Genomic DNA, 22,167 nt, shown 5'->3' on the forward strand with positions numbered 1-22,167 from the left:
TATTGGTCTTTTTTTGTTTTAATAGCCTGCGTTTTGAGGCAATAGATTTGGATTGAGTTCCAATTGGGATTCTGGTATGGGTAGCAGTAGATTCGTGTCATTCCAATTGGGCTTGATGCCATCCAAGATGTTTGCCGCATTTCCAGTGCGTTTAAGGTCGAACCAACGATGTCCCTGTTCCGTAAAAAGTTCCAGTTGCCGTTCTTTCAGGATAGCTTCCAATAGTTCAGTCTGGGTGTTTGCTTGTGTGGTAGCAAGTCCTGCCCGCTCCCTGATCTGATTGAGGTCGTTCGCGGCCCCAATGAGATTTCCCAGACGGGCGCTTGCTTCTGCCCGGATCAAATACTGTTCGGCCAAACGGAACAAAATGGAATATTCCAAGGATTCCGTTTCATTGTAATCGGCCTTGTATTTGTGGGGGTAGTAAAACGTGATGGTGTCGTCCGTATCCGAGATGGGTTCGGTCCATTCCTCATACCTAAGGTCATTTTCTTCAAATGACGACAACAGCTCTTCGGTAAGGGCATAGGTCTGACCCGGGACCAATTCAATGGTCAATGTGCCTCCTTCACTTGTATTGATGGGAAATTGATCATCGGCCTGTAGCTGCCAAATGGTTTCTGTGGACGCTTTTAAGAAGACACGGTCAAGATCCATTTCCAATTGAAAGTTCTCCATCAAATCCGTTGCATAGGATACCGCCTGTTCCCAATCCCTAACGTACAAATGCATTCGGGCCAAAAGGGCCTTGGCGGCATAGGCATCAGGAATGACCCTGTTGGACGTTACAGGTTCTTGGCCTTCCAAGAGCTCAACGGCTTCTTCCAAGTCCACAATGATATTGTCGTACACAGCAGATTCAGGCAATCGCGAAACCCTATTGTTCTCTTCATAATCCGTGGTCTTGATATAGGGCACATCCCCAAATAGCCCAACCAATTGACTGTGCATGTAAGAGCGAATGAAAAGGGCCTCTCCCTTGAACTTGTTTCTTTCGGAACTGCTCAAGGCTTTGGATGACTCCACGCCTTCAATGATGGCATTGGCCCCGTAGATCAGGCTGTAGGCCTGGTTCCACCATAGCTCCACTCGATTGTTGGTAGCGATAATGTTATGATTGTAGAATTGGGCCAGATCCACATTGAATCCATAATAGTCCAGTTCATCGGCATAAATGCCAAGGGTAGGGGTCAGGCCAAAGTTTCCAGATACCATCCCCTGCTCCCTCATGTTAAAATACAGATTGGCCATTGCGGATTCCACCGTGGCAGGGTCTTCAAATACGGTCTCAGCTATGAGAATGTTCTGTGGCGGATCGACTTCAACGAATTCCGTACATCCCAAAAGCAACAAGCATTGCAGGATGAGGATCTGATAGGGTCTTGATAAAATGGGGTTCTTTACAAAGGACTTTATCGCTGTCCTTTTATGATATCTTGTTTTATCTATTTTTTTCATCTTGAAAGGATTTGGTTAAAAACTGATTTGTAGGCCTAAAGTGAGCTGTCTTAGCGGAGGCAAGCGCGTGCTTGAGGGTTGTTCTGGATCTGGCCCGTAGTAATCGGTCAAGGTCCATAGGTTTTGTCCCTGCAGGTAGACGTTGATATCCAACCCATTCTCCATGGTGGGCAGCTTGTAGTTCAGGGAAATGTTCCTGAGACGGAGAAAGGAGGCGTCGGATACCGCGGCATTGCTACTCTGTTGGCGCCCCCCCAAATCCTCGACCGTTGTGAAACCACTGGAAGAGCGCTGATAGGTCGCAATATCCCCAGGCTGTTGCCATCTGTCCAATAGGGCTACGGGCACATTGCCCCTAAACCCGGGGGTGGCATCGAAGCGGACCGCATTATAGGCCCGCTGTTTTTTGAACTGAAAGAACACGTCCAAGCTCAGGTTTCCCAAAGTGAAGGTGTTGCCCATGCCCCCATACCACTTTGGGGCCAAATCTTCGATCCATTCCAAGTCCCCCGGATTACTGACCTCCCCATCTCCATCATAGTCCTCAAACTCATAGATGCCTGTCTCTGGATTGACACCGAGTGCATTGTAGAGCTTTACAATGGTCAAAGGTTCCCCGATGACATACCGATTGGCAAAAGTGGAGGATTCAAGGTCATCGAATTCGACCAGCTTATTTTTGGGAATGGTCAGGTTCAGGGTGGTGGACCATTGAAACTGCTTGGAACGGACATTGACCGTTCGTAGGTCCACCTCAAGTCCCGTGTTCTCGACCACAGCATCAAAATTGCCCGTTAATTGGGAAAAGCCAGTGGTGGCTGCCAAGGGAATCCCTACCAACTGATTGGAGGAACGGTTTCGGTACCAAGAGGTGTTAAGGAAAACCCGATCATTGAAAAACCCGAGTTCCAAGGCGGCTTCCAATTTTCGATTGGCCTCCCAGCCAAACTGTGGATTAAATATGCCTGAGGGTTCCAATAGGGTAGTGCCTGCATAGGATTCCCCGGAGACATTGTAGGTGTCCAAATAACGATAGTCACCAATGTTGTCACTTCCCGTGATTCCATAACTGCCCCGAAGCTTTCCATGGCTCAAAAAGGAGCTTTCCTTAAAGAGGGCTTCCCTTGAAAAGATCCAGGCAAGGCCCACGGCGCCAAAGTTTCCGAACTGCCTTCCCGGACCAAAGCGGGAAGACCCGTCACGACGGCCCGTAAGGTTCAAAATATATCGGTCATACAATTTTAGGTTGATACGGCCGAATAGGGCACTATAACGATAATCGGCATCCGAAGTGGAGAAGATTTCCAAGGATTGGGCTGCGGCCAAATTCTTAATCAGGCCATTATTGGGAAAGCCCCTTCCCCGCAGTACGATTTGATTCGAACTTTCTTGTTGGAAGGTAGTACCTACCAATATATCCAGCGAAAGCCTGTCCCAATGCTTCTTCCAGTTCAACTGCGGCTCCACGATCCATGATTCCCGCTCTGAGGCATTGGTGGTCAGATTGGAAAAGTTTTGTGGTGTGAGTCCCAGACCTGGGTTTCTGGCTGTATTGGGATTGGTGACATAGGAGTCCAATCGATAGCGGGTGAAGCCCATGCTGGACTTCAGTTCCAAGTTGGGCGTTATGGCGTAGGATAAAATCGCATTGGAGATAATGGTGTTGGTGGCAGCTACAAATTCCTCCTCCAAGGCGGCCAAGGGATTGTCCCAGGTATTGTTCTCCCAGTTCAGGTTGCCCTCCTCATCGAACAGGGCTGGGGCATTGGGTTCCAAGGAATAGGCTTGCTGGGTAAAGTCTGCTCCTGGCAATCGGTTATCCTCTCGGGTGTAACTACTGGAAAAGTTGATTTTGAACTTCCCATTTTTGGATCGGTGGGTCAGATTACTGTTCAAGCTTGCCTTTCTGTAATTGGCATCCCCGGGAAATACCGTGGTCTCTTTCAAATAACCGCCGCTGACCAAGAATTGGGTCAGCTCGTTGCCGCCGGAAATGGAAAGCTGTGCATTCTGGCGATAGGCGGTACCTCCGATCAATTCCTTTTGCCAATCCGTATAACGATTGTTGTCCCATACCGTAATATCGGGCCAAAAACCGTCAAGGGTAGGATTTTCCAATAGCGGGGTAAGCCCATCGTTGTCTATGCCTTCCCTACGGATTTCCAAATATTGTTGGCTGTTCATCAAGTCCAAGAAATTGGAAACCTCGCTTAGGGTGGTACTTAAATGGGCATCGAAGCGGGTTTTACCAGACTTTCCCTTTTTGGTGGTGATCAATACCACCCCATTCGCCCCACGGGAGCCGTAGATGGCCGTGGCATCAGCATCCTTCAATACTTCGATGCTTTCGATGTCGTTGGGATTGATGGCGTTCAGGGGACTGATGTTCCCGATGATTTCGGTGGAGACACGAGGGGCTGCCAATGACTGGGAACCGTAAGGTACGCCGTCCACGATGTAAAGGGGGTCGGTAACTCCGTTGAGGAAGTTTCGGCCACGGACCTCTACAGAGAAACTACCTCCAGGGACTCCTGTGTTCTGCACAATGTTGACGCCCGATAGATGTCCCTGCATGGCTGCCAGTGGATTGGCCACGGGTTGTTTTTCCATGATTTCTGATTTGATGGTGGCGATACTTCCTGTCCGTTCCTTTTCGGAAACCGTATAATAGCCCGCATTGAGGACTACTTCCCCTAACTGGGTGACATCTTCTTCCATTTGGACGTTGATGGTATTTCTTCCATCGATAGGGACTTCCAAGGTCCTAAAGCCTACTATGGAAAAGACCAAAAGGTCATTGTTGCCCGCTTGAATGCTGTAGGTACCGTCCATATCGGAAATGGTTCCCCGGTTAGTGGATGTTACCACTACATTGACTCCGCCCAAAGGCAGTCCATTCATATCGGTAATGGTACCAGAAATGGTATTTTGTGGTGGATCCAATGTTGTCCCTGCTACCAGTTTTTGGTGGAGTAGGGGAGCTAATAGGAGATGAAAGAACAGGAACATTTTGGTCCTGCTTATGTGTATTGATGAGTTCTTCATTGTTTTGAGTTCTTTTGATTAAAGCGTGAGTTAGATATTTCTTTTTCCTATGGGCAAATACTTAAGTCCATAGGTTTTTAGCCACACTGCCCAAAAAGTCAGGATAAAGCCGTAACTTCCTTGAGGGCATTAAGGTTCGGACATAGGCCACCCTGTCCAAGTAGCAATGGCTCTTGGCAATAGGATTCCTAGAAGGAAAATGACTATGAAATTGTATTAGGGCCGGATACCCTTAAAATGGATATGGTGAGCTATGGGACAAAAGGATATCGTAAACCGGAATAGTGTATCGTGTTTCCCATAACTATAGTCATGAATGGATCAAATAGGATTCTTGGGCTTTTTCTTAAAGAGAATATCAAATAGGGTCAGGCCCGCTCTAGAATTGGAACCGACCGATGATGATATCTCTGTTAAAAAAACAAGTCTTTTGTTTCTCATAACCCATTGGTTGGGCGATGCCTCGAAAAGCAAAAGAAACTAAACGCTAAGAAAAAAGTTGATATGAACCTAAACAAAAAAGGCGCGGAACTCAACTTACTGCACTAGGGGCACTGGTATGCCTTGGAAACAATAAGAGAGCCCACGCCCCGGGTCGTGAGCAATCTACTTATTATCTCGTTTCCATAAAAATTACCAGTTTTCTAGTACGAGACTCTAAGCGAAAGCTTCAAATATGTTCTAAACGAAGAATCGCAAAATTACTTAATACTAAAACGAATATAATAAAATTTTATACTTATTGTCAAACTTGACAATTTTTTTTCCTAAAAACCATAGACATTGCCTTTATGAAAGATTGGAGGATGGCATATAGAAGAAAATTAGGAGAAAATCTCTTAAGGCTGATCAATGAGCGTGATACAGATGTTCAAACAGTTGCCTCCTTGGGTAATATCGAAAGTAAACAAGTCTATAGAATCATTAGTGCCGAAAATGAACCTAAAGTAACAACCCTGCTTCCAATCGCCAAGGGTTTGGGGTTACATGTTAAAGTTTTATATGATTTTGATTTCGAAATTGAATAAGAAAAATCAATAACTTCTAAATTTATCTAACCAAATAGCTTCTACCCTTTTTAAATTCCTTACAGAAATTCGCATTTTCCTTTTTTAGAAAATTCTTACATTTAACGTTGTCTCCCCCAACATTTTAATGAAGATTAGAAAACTATGCTTTTCCATTCCATTGAAAAACCTTTGCATAGCTGACCAAATTGGCTGTATATGCTGAATAAAGTTGTGGATATAAACTAGTTAGCATTAATTTAAACCAACAATCGAAATTATGAGTAAAGGAGCAAAAGTATTAGTAACAATCGGAATTTTAATTGGATTTTTCTTTTTATTCGGAGCATTAACTTTCACAAGAAAAAGTGGAGGAAACGCAACCCCAGGAATATTTGGATTAATTCTATTTGGTGGAATGATTGCCGGAATCAGAGCAGTTTGGAAAAAACCAACTGATGATAAAGACAATGATAATCACCAATTAGACAAAACCAGTTAATGGAATTTAAAGATTATTATAAAATTCTTGAGATTAATCAAACAGCAACTCAAGAAGAAATAAAAGCTGCATTTAAAAAGCAAGCTGTAAAATGGCATCCAGATAGAAATTTGGGTACAGATACTACAGAAAAAATGCAAGAAATAAATGAAGCTTATCTAATACTAAAAGATAAAGAGGCTCGTGAACGTTATGACCGAGAATATTTAAGGTATAAAGAATTCACTCAAAAGTCTAATTCTTACTATCAAGAAAAAACATCGCAAGATTTTAAACAATCTCAATCCGAAAATAATCAAAGGAAAGAAAAGGCAAACGAACCGAATTATGAATTTGATGACGAAATATTAAAGAAATGGATGAGAAATGCAAGACGTCAAGCGGTAGATTTGGCAAAACAAACAATCCGAGAGGTCGGAGAGTTAAGCGTAACTGCAACTAAAGCAGCAGGTTCAAAGATGCTGGAATTGTTTATTGGTTATGCAATTGGTGGCATAATAATTCTTATAGTTTTTAAAGCTTGCACAGGATAAACGTATGAAAAAATCAATCATTTTAACTTTAACAATGCTATTATTCCAATTAGGGTTTAGTCAAGAAAATTGGGACAAAATAGATTTAGGTAATTGGGGCGAAATAAAAATGCCTTCAAGTTTAGAAGTTCAATCAGGTAACTACAAAAAAATAATCGATTACCAAAAAAGACATTTTTCTGTAAACGCAGAGAGAATTGTTTTCCAGCAGAAAGGTGTTAATAATGGCAAAAATTTAGACACTTATGGAAGAATAATTATTAGAACCGATTTTGCAAGTGAGGAATTTCCAGACTTAAATACGACCGAAATTACAAGTCAAGATATTGCCGACCTTAATCAAATGTATAAATCACAAATTTACGAAGTCGCTAATAATCCGACTTATCCTGCCAAAATTATAAAATGGAATGGAGTGAAAATTGTAACATTAAACGGTAACAAATCAATTAATTACAGTTACGTTCGACAAATGAACGGAAAACCACAAACCTATTCTGAATTTTACATCTTTTGGAAAGGAAACAGACAACATACTTTGAACATTGAATATCGAATTATTGATTCTGATAAATGGAAATCTGACCTTGAAAAAGCGACAAAAACATTTAAACTGAAATAAAAAACTAATGCTAACAATGGTAACCGTTGCACAAGTCCCTGATCAGCACCAAAACCGATCGTTATAAGCCTCATTAAGGGGCTTTTTTATTTTCCCATCAGTATTGAAGATTGGGTTTTAATTGTTTTTCAAGGGCTCCGAATAGCAACATAAAAGCGTTTTTCGGCAAAGTGGACAAAGCAAGTTGCCCCGCCCCACTTTTCGAGCGTTTTTCAATGAATTTCAGGTATTTTTTGAGGTTGTATGCGATTGCCGAGAGGTGCATGTGTAGCCTTCCCTAAAAATGTAGCCTTACCCCTTTTAAGACATCGCTAAATTCATATTGACTTTGCAAATTCCAATAGGGCAGGGTCATTTTTCAATTTTTCCATGTCATCTGAAATTTTACTGTCCAAAACCTTTGCGTAAATCTGTGTTGTTTTCAATGAGGTATGGCCCAGCATTTTGCTCACGGACTCAATAGGTACCCCATTGGAAAGGGTCACGGTGGTGGCAAAAGTATGTCTGGCCAAATGCGTGGTCAATGTTTTTTTGATTTTACATGCCGTTGCAATTTCCTTCAGATAAGAATTGGTGCGCTGATTGGTGTATACCGGTAGTAAGGTCTTTTTTTTGATTACTCTGGGATGTTCTTTATACTTGTCAATGATTGCCTCTGGGATGCTCAATAGGGGAATACTGCTCAAAACCTTGGTTTTTTTTCTTTTGGTCTTGATCCATTTGTTTCCTTTGATGTCCTTCACCAAATCGTCCTTCGTCAACTTTTCTATATCGGCAAAGGCCAATCCGGTATAACAGCAGAACAAAAACATGTCCCGTACTGTATCCAGTCTCTCAAATTCAAATTCTTGTTTTAGCATAGCTTCCAGTTCCTCGTGCGTCAAAAACTCTCGTTCTTTTTGTTTCCAACTGGCGGACCAGTGGAAGAAAGGGTCACGATCGATCCATTGATTGGCATAGGCGATGCGAACAATCTTCTTGAAATTGACGATATATTTGGTCGCGGTATTATGGGAGCAATTTTTTTTGCTCTTCAAAAAGTAATCAAAGCCCGTTATAAACTTATAATCGAGCTTTTTAAGCGGAAAATCTTTTTTTTGGTACTTGTGTACTATATAATCGGAGATATGTGATTTGGCAGCTTTATACCGTTGAAGTGTTCCTGCGGAATATTCCTTGCCCACTAAACTTTCCATTTGATCGTTGTGATCTTGGAATATTTCCAAGATCATATACTGTTTCTGACCCTTGCCCAAAAAGATGTTCTTCACGGTATCGGCATCCACATATTCACCACTACGGACAAGCTCATCATAGATAGATATACACTTGGCCTTTAAAGTATCGAAAAATCTGTTAAGCACTAGTATTTCTGGGCTTTTACCTCGAATCCTGCAATTGTCCGCATCCCATCTGGAAAGTTCAATTTGCTTGCCCGTACTGAACTCTGCACGTTTCCCATCGAGGGTGATTCGAGCGTATATAATTGATTTTTTGGGTTCCTTAACTACCTTTCTTTTTGGGTAAAAGATGACATTGATTGTTGAAAACATAAGAATAGGATTAAATTAACACTTTGAAGGTACAAAAAGAGGTCTTAAATAAATGTTAACAAATCCTTGCAATAAATTGCAAAACAGCTAATTATAGCGATGGAGGTGCCTCTGAAACCAGAGTCTTGAGAGGCACCGAATTAGGCACCTTTTATATGGTGTTTTTTGCTATTTTTTGGTGTCAATGGAAATGAAAAAAAGCCTGTAAACATCTAGTTTACAGGCTTTTGTGTAAATTTGGAAATATTCCAAGCGGTCTGGACGGGACTCGAACCCGCGACCCCCTGCGTGACAGGCAGGTATTCTAACCAACTGAACTACCAGACCAATGATTTTATCTTTTTAGACTCCGACAACAGTCGGATTCAAATCTTGTTCAATGCTTTTTTAAAGCGAGTGCAAATATACATTCTCATTTCGGATATGGCAAAACATTTTTTTAAAAAAATAGTCAAGCAAATTTTTGCCGCTCTATCATAAACGAGTTCAACACTTGTGAGAAGCCCGACCGAACATCAACCCCCACATATTTGATTTGGTACTGTGCACATTTTAATTTTAAATCCTTCTGGTACTGCGCTACTTTTTCTGAATATGCCTTTTTAACGGAATCGGCATACAAATCTATCTGTTCGCCCGTTTCAACATCCACAAAACGTTTGGGTGAATTGTCAAAATCAAAATGGAGCTCATGCTCATTATCCAATAGATGAAAGAGAACCACCGAATGTTTGTTGTATTTAAGATGTCGTAGCGCTTCAAAAAGTTTTCCCTCTTCCGTTTCGGTCTGAAACATGTCGCTAAACAGAAAAATCAAGCTCCGTCGGTGTATTTTCTCTGCAATTTGATGCAGAAAGGTATAGGTTTTGGTCTCGTTGCTGTTCGTCTTATGTGCTGCCACTTCGTTCAATTTGGAATACAGCATCTGAAAATGTCGCTCGCTGTTCTTTTCCGAAGCATGGAAATCATACGTATCAGAATAAATGCTCAAGCCAACGGCATCCCGTTGTTTTTTCAAAACCTGCATCAAAGCGGTGATGGAAAGCACCCCAAAACCAATTTTGTTGAGGTTGTCCAAGGCATATTCCTTCACTTCCGGGTAGTACATGGAGGTCGAGTTGTCCAAGATCATATGGCATCTCAGATTGGTCTCGTCCTCATAGCGTTTGGTGTACAAGCGGTCCGTTCGGGCGAAGAGTTTCCAATCAATGTGTTTGGTGCTCTGTCCAGGATTGTAGATTTTGTGTTCGGCAAACTCCGCGGAGAACCCGTGGAACGGACTTTTATGGATGCCACTGATGAATCCCTCCACAATTTGATGGGCCAAAAGTTCCAAGTTTTGGAAAAGGGTCGCTCTGTTAAGTTCCGATCGTACGTCCATAATTGATTTCTGCAGACAAGATAAAATAAAAAAGGCTTGGCATTTGCCAAACCTTTTTTAAAATCTAATTCCAAAATTCTTTTTACAGGGCTGCATCAATAGCGTCTGTATAGGTTTTTTTAGGAGATACACCTACTTGACGGTTTACGACCTCACCATCTTTAAAGACCAAAACGGTAGGGATGTTACGTACGCCGTATTTAGCGGCAAACTGCTGGTTTGCATCAACATCGACCTTTCCAACAACAGCTTTGCCATCGTATTCTTGTCCTACTTCTTCAATGATCGGACCTACCATTCTACAAGGTCCGCACCATGCTGCCCAAAAATCTACCAGGACAGGCTTATCACTTTTTAAAACAACTTCGTCAAAAGTTGCATCTGTTATTTCTAGTGCCATCTTATTTATTTTAATATTATGCAAAGTTAGTCAAATAATGCCCATCTAACTTACACCGGGCGTATTCGTTTTAATTATTGCGCCATTGACAATAATTATGGTCTAATTCAATTTGTAATGAATTTCATTTGCTTCCAGTTCGGAAAGCAACTCACTGTTTATCTTCACCTTTTGTTTTCGGCTCGATAATTTCAGTTTGATTTCCTCTTGCATCTCATAAATTACAAAACTTATCGGATGGTCGCCTTTATGCAATGTTAAAGTGTCCTTAAGAGTTTTGATGCGTTGTTCTTGCAGGCGATCTATGTTCAGTTTGATGGTGAGTTTTTTGGCAAAAGCATCCATCACATCCTGAAGCTGTTTAAAATCGTTGAACTGAAGCCTCGGGTCACCTTTTTTGCCCGTATCGCGGTTTACCCAGCCTTCGCGCACGTAGGTACGCACGTGCACAAAGGAATTGATCATCAAAAAATGACGGAACTTTAAATACTCCTCGCCAAAAATCCGAAGTTCGTAGGATTCGTTGTAATCTTCCAGCGTGAAAAGTCCCCAGCCTTTACCGTTTTTGGAAACGCGGTGCTGTACATCGGTAATGACCCCCGCAACCGTGAGTTCCCTGTTCACATGCTCTTCCAAACGAGAGAAATCGGCCACCGTATTCTTGCAAAATGCTTTGATCTCTTTTTTGAAATCATCCAACGGGTGCCCCGAAATATAAATGCCGACCACTTCTTTCTCCCGACGTAGCTTTTCCATGGTGCCCCATTCCTCACAGGGCGGAACAATGGGTTCTGGAATCTGAACCTCACTGGCTTCACCAAAAAGGCTCACCTGTGATGAATTTTGGTTCTCTTGGAACTTGGAACCGTACTTGACGGCTTTTTCCAAGAACGTGATACCATCGCCTTCATCGTGGAAATATTGGGCACGGTGGGTATCCCCGAAGGAATCGAACCCTCCGGCAAGTGCCAGATTTTCGAAGGCTTTTTTGTTGGCTGCCCGCAGATCTACGCGTTTGGCCAAATCAAAGATGGATCTATAGGGGCCGCCCTCTTTTCGGTTTTCCACAATGGTCTCCACAGCGGAACGACCCACGCCCTTAATGGCCCCCATGCCAAAACGTACCGCATTGTCTTTGTTTACGGCAAATTTGTAGTAGGATTCGTTGACATCAGGGCCCAATACATCCAATCCCATTCGCTTACATTCCTCCATGAAAAAGGTCACCTGCTTAATGTCGTTCATATTGTTGGACAGCACGGCGGCCATATATTCGGCAGGGTAGTGGGCCTTCAAATAGGCGGTTTGGTACGCAATATATGCGTAACAGGTAGAGTGACTCTTGTTGAAGGCGTAGGACGCAAATGCTTCCCAATCCTTCCATATTTTTTCGAGAACGTCGCGAGGGTGACCGTTTTTCTCCCCGCCGTCCAAGAACTGGGGTTTTAGTTTTTCCAGTAGGGCAAAAATCTTTTTACCCATGGCCTTGCGCAGCACATCGGCATCACCTTTGGAGAATCCGGCCAGTTTCTGGGAGAGCAACATCACCTGCTCTTGGTAGACGGTAATCCCGTAGGTTTCTTGCAGGTATTCTTCCATTTCGGGGAGGTCGTAGGTAATCTCCTCTTCCCCGTGCTTACGTGCGATAAAGCTTGGGATGTATTCCATCGGCCCTGGTCTGTAGAGGGCATTCATTGCGATGAGGTCATCAAAAACCGTTGGTTTCAGGTTTTTCATGTGTTTCTGCATCCCTGGGGATTCGTACTGGAACACTCCTACTGTTTCCCCTCGTTGGAAAAGCTCGTATGTTTTTTCATCATCCAACGGAAAATCATCGGGAACCAACTCTATCCCTGTTCTTGCTTTTACGATTTTAACGGTGTCCTTGATCAAGGTCAAGGTCTTCAATCCCAAGAAATCCATCTTCAGCAGTCCGGCGCTCTCAACCACGGAGTTATCGAACTGGGTAACGTAGAGGTCGGAATCCTTGGCTACGGATACGGGTACAAAATTGGTAATATCGTCCGGGGTGATGATGACCCCGCAGGCGTGGATCCCCGTGTTTCGCAACGAACCTTCCAGCACTCGGGCCATCTTCAAAGTTTGCCCCTCTAAATCATCTGTTTCAGCGATATTGAGCAGTTCATTGACTTTTTCCAAGTCATCGGAACGGAATTTTTTCTTTAAATCGGCTTCGTCCACCCCAAATATCTTGTTGAGCTTGGACATGTTGGGAATCAACTTGGCAATACGATCGGCATCGCCCAAGGGCAGATCTAGCACACGTGCCGTATCCCGAATGGATGATTTAGCCGCCATGGTACCGTAGGTGATGATTTGCGCCACCTGATTGGCCCCGTATTTATTGATCACGTAGTCCATAACCCGGCTACGGCCTTCGTCATCAAAATCAATATCGATATCGGGCATCGATACCCTGTCCGGATTCAGAAACCGCTCAAAAAGCAAGTCGTACTTCAAAGGGTCGATGTTGGTGATTGTCAAGCAATACGCCACCACCGAACCGGCCGCTGAACCCCTTCCAGGTCCTACGGATACATCCATGTTCCGTGCTTCTCGTATAAAGTCTTCCACAATCAAAAAATATCCCGGATAGCCTGAGTTTTTGATAATTTCCAACTCAAAATCTATCCGATCCCTGATTTCGTCCGTAAGTTCTCCGTAACGTTTTTCGGCGCCTTTGTAGGTAATATGTCTCAGATAGGCATTTTCGCCCCTGTTTCCGCCATCCACATCATCTTGGGAATCTTTGAATTCTTCTGGAATACTGAATTTGGGCAGCAAAATATCACTGGCAAGGTCGTAGGGTTCAATTTTGTCCACGATTTCCTTGATGTTCAGAATGGCTTCGGGCAAATCCTTGAAAAGTTCCTTCATTTCGTCCGAAGACTTAAAGTAGTACTCTTGGTTGGGCAGGCCGTATCGATAACCTCTACCTCGACCAATGGGGGTGGACTGTTTTTCACCGTCTTTTACGCACAACAAAATATCGTGCGCTTCGGCATCTTTTTTATCACAGTAATAGGTATTATTAGTGGCGACCAGTTTCACGTTGTGGTCTTTGGCCATACGTACCAAAACTTGGTTCACACGATCTTCGTCTTCTTGGCCGTGACGCATGATTTCGATGTAAAAATCATCGCCGAATTGTTCTTTCCACCATAAAAGTGCTTCTTCGGCCTGGTTTTCGCCAACATTCAGGATTTTGTTGGGTACCTCGCCGTACAGGTTTCCTGTGAGTGCGATTACATCTTCCTTGTACTGCTCAATCACCTTTTTATCGATTCTGGGCACGTAGTAGAAACCATTGGTGTAGGCAATGGAAGACATTTTGGCCAGATTGTGGTACCCTTTTTTGTTTTTGGCCAAGAGCACAATTTGATGCCCGTAGTCCTTTACATTTTTATTGGTATGGTCTTCGCAGACAAAGAATTCGCAACCAACGATTGGGGTAATCTCTCTCTCTGTAGGTTCTTCGCCATTGGCAATAAGTTCTTCATTTTTGGCTTTTGCAGCCTTGTTGTGACCCATCACTTCTTTCACAAAGTGAAAGGCGCCCATCATATTGGCGTGGTCGGTGAGGGCAACGGCAGGCATACCGTGATTGGCGGTGGCCTTGACCAAATCTTTTATATTGATGGTGGACTGAAGCACCGAAAACTGGGAGTGGTTGTGCAGATGGACAAAGGGTTCATCTTCTAAGGTCTCTACATTCTCTTTGATTTCCTCGTCGGAAACCCCACCGGTATCCTCGGCCCAAAGGGCGTCGGCAATTTTTTTGGATGCGGCCTTTAGGTTGATGTGCTTTAACCCGATGAGTTCGATCTCTTGCGGATTGGCTTCTGAGAATCGCTCGAAATAGTCAGGCTGGACATCGAGTTCTTGGTAGGAATACTGCTTTTTACGTACCAGTTCCAAAAAACAACGCGTGGTCGCCTCAACATCCGCCGTTGCATTGTGCGCTTCGGCGAAGGGTTCCCCAAACAAAAATTCATGGAGTTCGGTCAGCGTGGGCAATTTGAATTTACCGCCACGACCTCCGGGTATTTTACAGAGTTCGGCGGTATGTTCTGTACAGGTGTCCAGTACGGGAAGTTCGGTCAATGGGCTTTCCACACCTTCGCGATGGAATTCGCATCCCATAATGTTGATGTCGAACCCTACATTTTGACCCACTACAAATTTGGTTTGCAGCAACGCTTTGTTGAAAGCATCCAGAACCTCGCTCAGTGGCACCCCTTCTTCTTCGGCCAATGCGGTGGATATACCGTGTATCTGTTCTGCTTCGTAAGGGATATTGAATCCTTCGGGTTTTACTAAAAAGTTTTGGTGTTCTATCAAATTACCGAGTTCATCGTGCAACTGCCAAGCAATCTGAACGCATCTCGGCCAGTTGTCGGTATCGGTTATGGGAGCATCCCAACGTTTGGGCAAACCAGTGGTTTCCGTATCAAAAATCAAATACATAAGCTATCTGTCTCGGTCAAAAAAAGAATAGATAAAAGTACGGAAGAAGATAGATTTGGTGAAATAGAGTTTTTAGGAGTTATCAACTAAAAAAAGCCGGGAATAAATCCCAGCTTTTTCTTCTGATTGTATCTATTGACTTTTGGATTTACGATACTGCTGTTTCGAATATGTTTGCCGTTTCCAGCGTGTTCCTGATGGCATTTCTATGTTTCATCAGTAAACTTTCCGTGGTCGGTGGCAACACAAAATCTTTATCATGAAGAATATCGTTATAGGTTTCTATAGCCTCTTTTTCCCCACGATGTACTTCTTCTAACATTGCTTCTTCGTTATTGGAAGTGAACAGGGATTTAAAATTGATCCATGATCTGTGCAATGTACCTTTTGTACTTCCACTATCTTCCGGTTTCTCTCCGAACGACATAATTTCAGCTTTGAGTTCTTTTCCGAAATTGTGGCGTTGGTCGGAACTATCCATGAAAAATTGCTTTATGGTTTTGTTATCTACCTTGTCAGCTGCTTGTTTAAAACCTTTTTCAGCGTCGTAGGTTCTTTCCAAAAGTTCGTTCAATTTGTTCGACATTTCTACAGTATACTTCATAATCTATCTTCATTTTAGGTTAGTAGTCATCGGCTCTCGACGACATCTATATATAATTTAAACTTAATGGGCATAATTCCAAAGGACAGAGGGGGTTTATCATAGGTTTAACGGTATGACGGCCAACTGTTAAGGGCATTTAACTTTTTTGGACAAAAACACTATGCTATAAACAAATAAATGTATATTTGCACCCGCTTAACGGATAAGCGATTTAAAATGAATTAATAATCAGGGTCGGGCACCCTACAAATTAATGTGATATGCCAGTAAAGATTAGACTTCAGAGACACGGTAAAAAAGGTAAACCATTCTATTGGGTAGTTGCTGCCGATGTTAGAGCAAAAAGAGACGGTAAATTTTTGGAAAAATTGGGCACATACAATCCAAATACCAACCCAGCAACAATCAATCTGGATGTTGATGGTTCCGTAAAATGGTTGCAAAACGGTGCACAACCTACCGATACTGCAAGAGCAATCCTTTCTTATAAAGGGGTGTTGATGAAGCACCATTTGCTGGGCGGTGTTCGTAAGGGTGCATTGACCGAAGAGCAGGCCGAGGAAAAATTCAAAGCTTGGTTGGAAGAGAAGGAGCAAAAAATCCAAGATAAAAAAGAAGGATTGAGCAAGGCCGAGGCCGAGGCTAGAGCAAAAGCTTTGGAGGCAGAAAAAGAAGCTAACGAGAAAAGAGCTGCCGCTGCACTACCTGAAGAGGAAGTTGCCGAGGAGGCCGCTGAAGAAACTGCCGAAGCCGCAACTGAGGAAACTGCTGAGGAAGCACCTGTCGAAAAGGCTCCTGCTGCTGAAGAAGCTGACAAAAAAGAAGAGTAGAAACGTGACGATGCGCAAGGAAGACTGTTTCTACCTGGGCAAAGTCGTTTCAAAATATAGTTTTAAGGGCGAGGTGTTGGTCAAACTGGACACCGATGAGCCCGATATCTACGAAAATATGGAATCAGTGCTTGTTTCTTTGGGGAACAATCTGGTTCCATTTTTTATTGATAGGTGCCGATTGCACAAATCCAATCTCCTTCGCATCGATTTTGAAGAGGTAAAGGATGAGCCCACCGCCGATAAGCTTATTGGTTCCGAACTTTATCTGCCCCTTACCATGTTACCGCCGCTAAAAGGCAACAAATTCTACTACCACGAGGTTATAGGCTTTACCATAATGGATGAAGCCCATGGGGATATCGGTGTCATAGAATCAATAAATGATAGCGCATCACAGGATTTGTTCGAGATTAAAAAGGGGGAAAAGGAATTGTTGATTCCTGTCACTGATGATATCATTACCAAAGTAGACAGGGAGAACAGGACCATCCATGTAAAAACTCCTGAAGGTTTAGTAGAACTTTACTTAAGCTGAAAAATAAAAAGGAGGCAAATTTGCCCCCTCTTCACTTAACAAAACTCGACGAAATTTTATTTTTTCCACTTGCCGCCACCAAGGTAGAAACCCAATGATATGCCCAAGTAAGAGTTTTTTACTTCTACACCTTCCCCCAAGTCGGTTTTGCCGATTAGGTTATAGGTTGCTGCCAGTCTAAATTTCCCTGCTTCAAACCCAGCTCTCAAAAGGCCGCCGAATTTACCATCGACCTCAAGCTCTGCATCGCCTTCAATTTCTTCTTCATCAGTTATATCAAAACCAATGCTCCCCAAAGAGCTGTAGCCTACACCAGCGCCAAAGAATGGGGCAAATGAAGAAGTTCCTGAGTTAAAATAGTAGTCAAAGGTGCCAGAGTATGACATGCTTGCGGTCAAGCTTGCCTCTGCAGAGGCAGGGCCAACCTCAACATTTTTAGCCATAGCCGCAGATTCAAAGCGAATACCAATGTTCATGTTGTCGGCGATATTGTACTTTGGTTCAATGGCAAATAGCACACCACCACCTCCACTGGGCATGGTGTAACCGGCTTCCAGTCCAACACGGAACTTACCTTCTTCTTGCGCTTGTGAAACTTGTGCTACGGCGAGCATAAGTAGGAATGAAACAACGATTTTTTTCATAATCATAAAAAGTTTAAATATTTGGTAATGATTTTATTGGGGACCATCCCCAGAATTCGATGACGAATAAACCACTTTAGTTTGTTTTGGAAGGCCATGAATTAACGAATGCCCCATTTGAACCAACGGATGCCCTGTTTCAATTGATATTTGTAAATCAGGTACAGGTATTGCTTTATCTTTGATCCAATGAAACCATTCAAATTCAAAGAATTTACCATTCATCAAGATCAATGTGCCATGAAGGTCGGCACCGATGGGGTATTGTTGGGTGCTTGGGCGTCATTGGCAAATCAACCGGAATCCATTTTGGATATTGGTGCGGGCACCGGCCTCATTGCTTTGCAACTTGCACAGCGTTCGTCCGCCGAAACCATAGATGCCATTGAGTTGGATGATGCCGCCTACGAGCAATGTGTTGCCAATTTTGAGGCATCGCCGTGGGGAGATAGGCTATTCTGTTACCATGCAGGCTTTGATGAGTTTGTGGACGAAATGGATGACAAGTACGACTTGATTGTTTCCAACCCGCCATTTTACGCCGAAGATGTTACGAGTGGCGATACATCCAGAGACACTGCGCGGCAAAACAGTTCCTTGCCCTTTGATGAATTGCTTCAAGGCGTACCCCAATTTTTGACGGACAAAGGAATTTTTGCAGTTATCGTTCCTTTTAAAGAAGAACAAGGTTTTGTTAAACTGGCCAAACGTGTGGGATTGTTTCCCAATAGGATCACAAGGGTAAAAGGAAATCCAGATTCAGATTTTAAAAGAAGTTTAATGGAGTTCAGTTTTTTTGATGATCAAACCAATATCGATACCTTGACAATCGAAAAAGAACGGCACCAATACACCGAAGCATACATAAAATTGACCCAAGCATTTTATTTGAAAATGTAACAATGAGCCGATGAAATGTTATATTTACTAAAATTTATTCTGAATGAAGCCCGACTTATTTGAAGCCCCGGATTACTACAACTTAGACGATTTACTTTCGGAGGAGCATAAACTGGTCCGCGATGCTGCCCGCCAATGGGTAAAGCGTGATATATCCCCCGTTATAGAGGAATATGCCCAAAAAGCAGAGTTTCCCAAACAGATTATTGGTGGACTCGCTGAAATTGGAGCCTTTGGCCCCTACATTCCCGAGGAATACGGCGGTGCCGGTTTGGACCAAATAAGTTATGGCTTGATCATGCAAGAGATTGAACGTGGTGATAGCGGCGTTCGTTCAACCGCTTCCGTTCAGTCATCATTGGTCATGTATCCCATATTTGCTTATGGTACCGAAGAACAGCGCAAAAAATACCTGCCCAAGTTGGCAACAGGGGAGTGGATGGGCTGTTTTGGCCTCACCGAACCCAACCATGGTTCCAACCCGGGAGGAATGGAAACCAAGTTCAAGGATGCAGGTGACCACTACGTATTGAACGGTGCCAAATTATGGATTTCCAACTCGCCATTTGCAGATGTTGCCGTGGTTTGGGCCAAGAACGAGGAAGGCAGAATTCATGGGCTTATCGTGGAACGTGGCATGGAAGGCTTTTCCACTCCAGAGACCCATAACAAATGGTCGTTGCGTGCATCAGCTACAGGCGAGCTTATTTTTGATAATGTAAAAGTGCCCAAGGAAAACCTGTTGCCGGGTAAGAGCGGACTCGGAGCACCACTGGGTTGTTTGGACTCCGCTCGCTACGGAATTGCATGGGGCGCTATTGGTGCCGCCATGGATTGTTATGATACCGCATTGCGATATGCCAAAGAGCGCGAACAATTTGGGAAACCCATTGCCGCCTACCAACTCCAGCAAAAGAAATTGGCCGAAATGATCACGGAAATCACCAAGGCGCAGTTGTTGGCTTTTCGTTTGGGACAATTAAAGAATGAAGGCAAAGCGACCACCGCTCAAATTTCCATGGCCAAACGCAACAATGTGGAAATGGCCATCAAAATAGCGCGTGAAGCACGTCAAGTTTTGGGTGGAATGGGAATCACTGGCGAGTACAGTATCATGCGCCATATGATGAACTTGGAAAGTGTGATCACCTACGAGGGTACGCACGATATTCACCTCTTGATTACAGGTGCCGATATTACGGGAATCCAAGCATTTAAATGATCAAGTTCAGGAAACTTTTTCCACAGTGACCTTGATGGATTTACTAATGGGCGTCTGGCTCTTGTCCGCAAAATGATTGTGGGGCACCAGCATATTGGTCTCCGGAAAGTAGGCCGCCATATTTCCTTTTGGAATTTCATAGGGTACAACAATGAATTTTTCGGCGGTCCGCTGAATCCCATCATAATTACTGTGGAGATTGACAACATCCAATTTGACCAACCCCTTTTCAGCCATATCCGCTGAATTCATAAATACCACACGGCGTTCGTTATGTATGCCACGGTAGCGATCGTTCAACCCGTAAATGGTGGTATTGAATTGATCATGGGAGCGAATGGTCATCAACAACAATTCATCAGGTTTCAATTGATGTTCGGGCAATGGAGTGATTGACAATTGCGCCATGCCATTGGGAAGCATTCTAAAATCCCGATTTCTAACATTGTTGGGCAAGTAGTATCCAAATCCTTTGGATTGTTCGCTGGTATTTTCAAATCCTTTCACGGTTTTATCAATCAATTTACGGATAAGGCTATAATCCTGTCCAAGTTCGTACCAGTGCATAGAGTGGTTGCCCCTAAAATACGTATGGGCCAAGAGTGAAATGATTTCAGGCTCACTTTTGATGTGTTCCGAAGCAGGTTTCAGCAGCCCTTTGCTCTGCCGAACCTTTCCCGTACTGCTTTCCATCGTTAAAAATTGGAGTTCTCCATTTTTCTCATCCTTTTCGGAACGCCCAAAGGTTGGCAACAACAATGCAGTTTTGCCGGTCACCAAGTGGCTTCGATTCAATTTAGTGCTGATCTGCACCGTCAAATCACAATTTTGAATCGCCTCCGCGGTATACTTCGTATCAGAAGCAGCCATCAAAAAATTGCCGCCCAAACAGACAAATACCTTGGCTTTTTTCTCGTGCATTGCTTCAATGGCCTCCACCGTATCATATCCTTTTTCGGTAGGAGGGTCAAAATTGAGGTGTTTTTGTATTCTTTCGTTCAATCCTTTGTTCACAAAGTGCATAATACCCACGGACCGATCCCCCTGCACATTACTATGCCCCCGCACGGGACAGGTTCCGGCAAAGGGTTTGCCCACGGCACCCTTGAGCAACAGAATATTCACATATTCCTTGATGCAGTCCACCGCATTTTTGTGCTGTGTGATTCCCATGGCCCAGCAGATGACAATCTTGGAGTTTTCTGCCAATAACTCCACAACCTTGTCAATTTTGTGCATGTAGACCCCACTTCGCTGTTGAAGAATTTCCGCATCGTATTGGTCCAAATCTTTCAACAAATCATCATACCCATCAACATACTCCACGATAAATTCGTGGTCGAGAACATTTGAGTTTTTCGCATCCAACGCAACCAATTTTTTTAAGATCAGTTTGGCCAGAGCCACATCCTCATTGATTTTTACGGGCAGGTGAATATCCGCTAGCGGTTCTCCATTCCCCAGCATGCTGGAGATACTTTGTGGGTTTTTAAAGTTGACCAATCCTGTTTCTGCCAACGGGTTTATACTGATGATCTTTCCACCGTTCTTTTTGCACTTTTCCAAGGCCGATAACATTCTGGGATGGTTGGTACCAGGATTTTGCCCAACCACCAAAATAACCTCTGCACCATATAGGTCATCCAGTTTTACAGAGCCTTTCCCGATGCCCAAGGTTTCCGAGAGTGCCACACCAGATGATTCATGGCACATATTGGAACAATCGGGCATATTGTTGGTGCCAAAGGCACGGGCAAACATACCGTAGAGATATGCGGCCTCGTTGCTGGATCGGCCCGAGGTGTAAAAAATAGCCTCGTTCGGGTCTTTCAATTGGTGTAGTTCGTCCGATATCACTTCAAAGGCATCTTGCCAGGTGATGGGTTCGTAATGCACACTATCTGGTTTGAGGACCATCGGTTCTATAACACGGCCCAATTTATTGAGTTGAAAATCACTTAGTCGGGATAATTCTTCAACCGAATGTTCTTTAAAAAAGTCCGCTCCAATATGCTCTCGGGTGGCTTCATCGGCCAAGGCTTTGGCCCCATTTTCACAATATTCCGCAATTTTGGATGGATGTTCGGGGACGGGCCAGGCACAACTTGGGCAACGAAAACCGTCCTCTTGGTTCATTTCCAGCAAACTTCGCATGGAGTTCACAATCCCCATTTCCTTAAAACTGTGTCTCAATGCTTCTTTGACCCCTAAAAAACCAGCTGCAGTTTGCATGGGTTCTTTAATCTCCAGCCCTGTAAATTCGATGTCCCCGGTCAGGGAAACCCTGCGCTTTAACTCTTTTTGCATGTACTAATATAAGATTTTGGGGTGGGACAATTATTTTTCATGACTTTGGGCAATCCTATATAGGACGGAATTACCTTTGGTTCAAATTTAAATTACAATGGATTTCCTATGTAATTTAGCAAAAATCGAG

General features: G+C 43.5%; 17 protein-coding genes and 1 tRNA gene. 8 read left to right on the forward strand and 10 right to left on the reverse strand.

The window, feature by feature from the left end; genetic code table 11:
• Nucleotides 1-18 precede the first annotated feature (18 nt).
• A complete protein-coding gene (locus GVT53_RS19805; RefSeq protein WP_166250198.1) occupies nt 19-1,458 on the reverse strand; it encodes a RagB/SusD family nutrient uptake outer membrane protein in 1,440 nt (479 codons plus the stop codon).
• Between the two features lie 15 nt (nt 1,459-1,473).
• Complete coding sequence (locus tag GVT53_RS19810; protein WP_166250199.1) at nt 1,474-4,503, reverse strand: SusC/RagA family TonB-linked outer membrane protein; 3,030 nt, start codon at nt 4,501-4,503, stop codon at nt 1,474-1,476.
• 791 nt (nt 4,504-5,294) lie between these two features.
• Here GVT53_RS19810 and GVT53_RS19815 point away from each other — a divergent pair.
• From GVT53_RS19815 to GVT53_RS19830, 4 genes are all read left to right on the forward strand, one after another.
• Entirely contained in the window at nt 5,295-5,531 is a 237-nt protein-coding gene (locus GVT53_RS19815) for a hypothetical protein (protein ID WP_166250200.1), read from the forward strand.
• A 259-nt stretch (nt 5,532-5,790) separates the two neighbouring features.
• Nucleotides 5,791-6,012, forward strand: coding sequence for a hypothetical protein (locus tag GVT53_RS19820; RefSeq protein WP_166250201.1), 222 nt, complete (start codon nt 5,791-5,793; stop codon nt 6,010-6,012).
• Complete coding sequence (locus GVT53_RS19825; RefSeq protein WP_166250202.1) at nt 6,012-6,545, forward strand: DnaJ domain-containing protein; 534 nt, start codon at nt 6,012-6,014, stop codon at nt 6,543-6,545. Before GVT53_RS19820 ends, GVT53_RS19825 begins: the two co-directional genes overlap by 1 nt.
• Before the next feature lie 4 nt (nt 6,546-6,549).
• The gene (locus GVT53_RS19830) at nt 6,550-7,167 is read left to right on the forward strand and encodes a hypothetical protein (protein ID WP_166250203.1); all 618 of its coding nucleotides are present in this window, start codon (nt 6,550-6,552) and stop codon (nt 7,165-7,167) included.
• 317 nt (nt 7,168-7,484) lie between these two features.
• Here GVT53_RS19830 and GVT53_RS19835 read toward each other — a convergent pair whose 3' ends face one another.
• From GVT53_RS19835 to GVT53_RS19860, 6 genes are all read right to left on the reverse strand, one after another.
• Nucleotides 7,485-8,720 (reverse strand): site-specific integrase, encoded by a 1,236-nt coding sequence (locus GVT53_RS19835; protein WP_166250204.1) that lies wholly within the window; start codon nt 8,718-8,720, stop codon nt 7,485-7,487.
• 253 nt (nt 8,721-8,973) lie between these two features.
• Nucleotides 8,974-9,047: transfer RNA gene (locus GVT53_RS19840), tRNA-Asp, on the reverse strand.
• A 124-nt stretch (nt 9,048-9,171) separates the two neighbouring features.
• On the reverse strand, nt 9,172-10,101 hold the full coding sequence (locus tag GVT53_RS19845) for a DUF58 domain-containing protein (protein WP_166250205.1): 930 nt from the start codon (nt 10,099-10,101) through the stop codon (nt 9,172-9,174).
• An 82-nt stretch (nt 10,102-10,183) separates the two neighbouring features.
• Nucleotides 10,184-10,501, reverse strand: a complete 318-nt coding sequence (gene trxA, locus GVT53_RS19850; protein WP_108246432.1) for a thioredoxin — start codon at nt 10,499-10,501, stop codon at nt 10,184-10,186.
• A gap of 102 nt (nt 10,502-10,603) precedes the next feature.
• The gene (dnaE, locus tag GVT53_RS19855; protein ID WP_166250206.1) at nt 10,604-14,989 is read right to left on the reverse strand and encodes a DNA polymerase III subunit alpha; all 4,386 of its coding nucleotides are present in this window, start codon (nt 14,987-14,989) and stop codon (nt 10,604-10,606) included.
• Nucleotides 14,990-15,137: 148 nt separating this feature from the next.
• Complete coding sequence (locus GVT53_RS19860) at nt 15,138-15,593, reverse strand: ferritin-like domain-containing protein (RefSeq protein ID WP_166250207.1); 456 nt, start codon at nt 15,591-15,593, stop codon at nt 15,138-15,140.
• Between the two features lie 263 nt (nt 15,594-15,856).
• Between GVT53_RS19860 and GVT53_RS19865 the strand changes: the two genes are divergently transcribed.
• Nucleotides 15,857-16,426 carry a 30S ribosomal protein S16 gene (locus GVT53_RS19865; RefSeq protein ID WP_166250208.1) on the forward strand — a complete coding sequence of 190 codons (570 nt, stop codon included), beginning with the start codon at nt 15,857-15,859 and terminating at the stop codon, nt 16,424-16,426.
• Nucleotides 16,427-16,436: 10 nt separating this feature from the next.
• A complete protein-coding gene (gene rimM, locus GVT53_RS19870) occupies nt 16,437-16,964 on the forward strand; it encodes a ribosome maturation factor RimM (protein ID WP_166250209.1) in 528 nt (175 codons plus the stop codon).
• Nucleotides 16,965-17,020: 56 nt separating this feature from the next.
• Here rimM and GVT53_RS19875 read toward each other — a convergent pair whose 3' ends face one another.
• A complete protein-coding gene (locus GVT53_RS19875; RefSeq protein ID WP_166250210.1) occupies nt 17,021-17,608 on the reverse strand; it encodes an outer membrane beta-barrel protein in 588 nt (195 codons plus the stop codon).
• Nucleotides 17,609-17,797: 189 nt separating this feature from the next.
• Between GVT53_RS19875 and GVT53_RS19880 the strand changes: the two genes are divergently transcribed.
• Both GVT53_RS19880 and GVT53_RS19885 read left to right on the forward strand, forming a co-directional pair.
• A complete protein-coding gene (locus GVT53_RS19880; RefSeq protein WP_166250211.1) occupies nt 17,798-18,508 on the forward strand; it encodes a tRNA1(Val) (adenine(37)-N6)-methyltransferase in 711 nt (236 codons plus the stop codon).
• Nucleotides 18,509-18,551: 43 nt separating this feature from the next.
• Nucleotides 18,552-19,730 carry an acyl-CoA dehydrogenase family protein gene (locus tag GVT53_RS19885; RefSeq protein WP_166250212.1) on the forward strand — a complete coding sequence of 393 codons (1,179 nt, stop codon included), beginning with the start codon at nt 18,552-18,554 and terminating at the stop codon, nt 19,728-19,730.
• A 6-nt stretch (nt 19,731-19,736) separates the two neighbouring features.
• On the opposite strand, the gene GVT53_RS19890 is transcribed toward GVT53_RS19885, so the two are convergent.
• A complete protein-coding gene (locus GVT53_RS19890) occupies nt 19,737-22,037 on the reverse strand; it encodes an FdhF/YdeP family oxidoreductase (protein WP_166250213.1) in 2,301 nt (766 codons plus the stop codon).
• Nucleotides 22,038-22,167: the final 130 nt, after the last annotated feature.

Origin of the sequence: Flagellimonas oceani (assembly GCF_011068285.1) — a bacterium.
Classification (GTDB): Bacteria; Bacteroidota; Bacteroidia; order Flavobacteriales; family Flavobacteriaceae; genus Flagellimonas; species Flagellimonas oceani.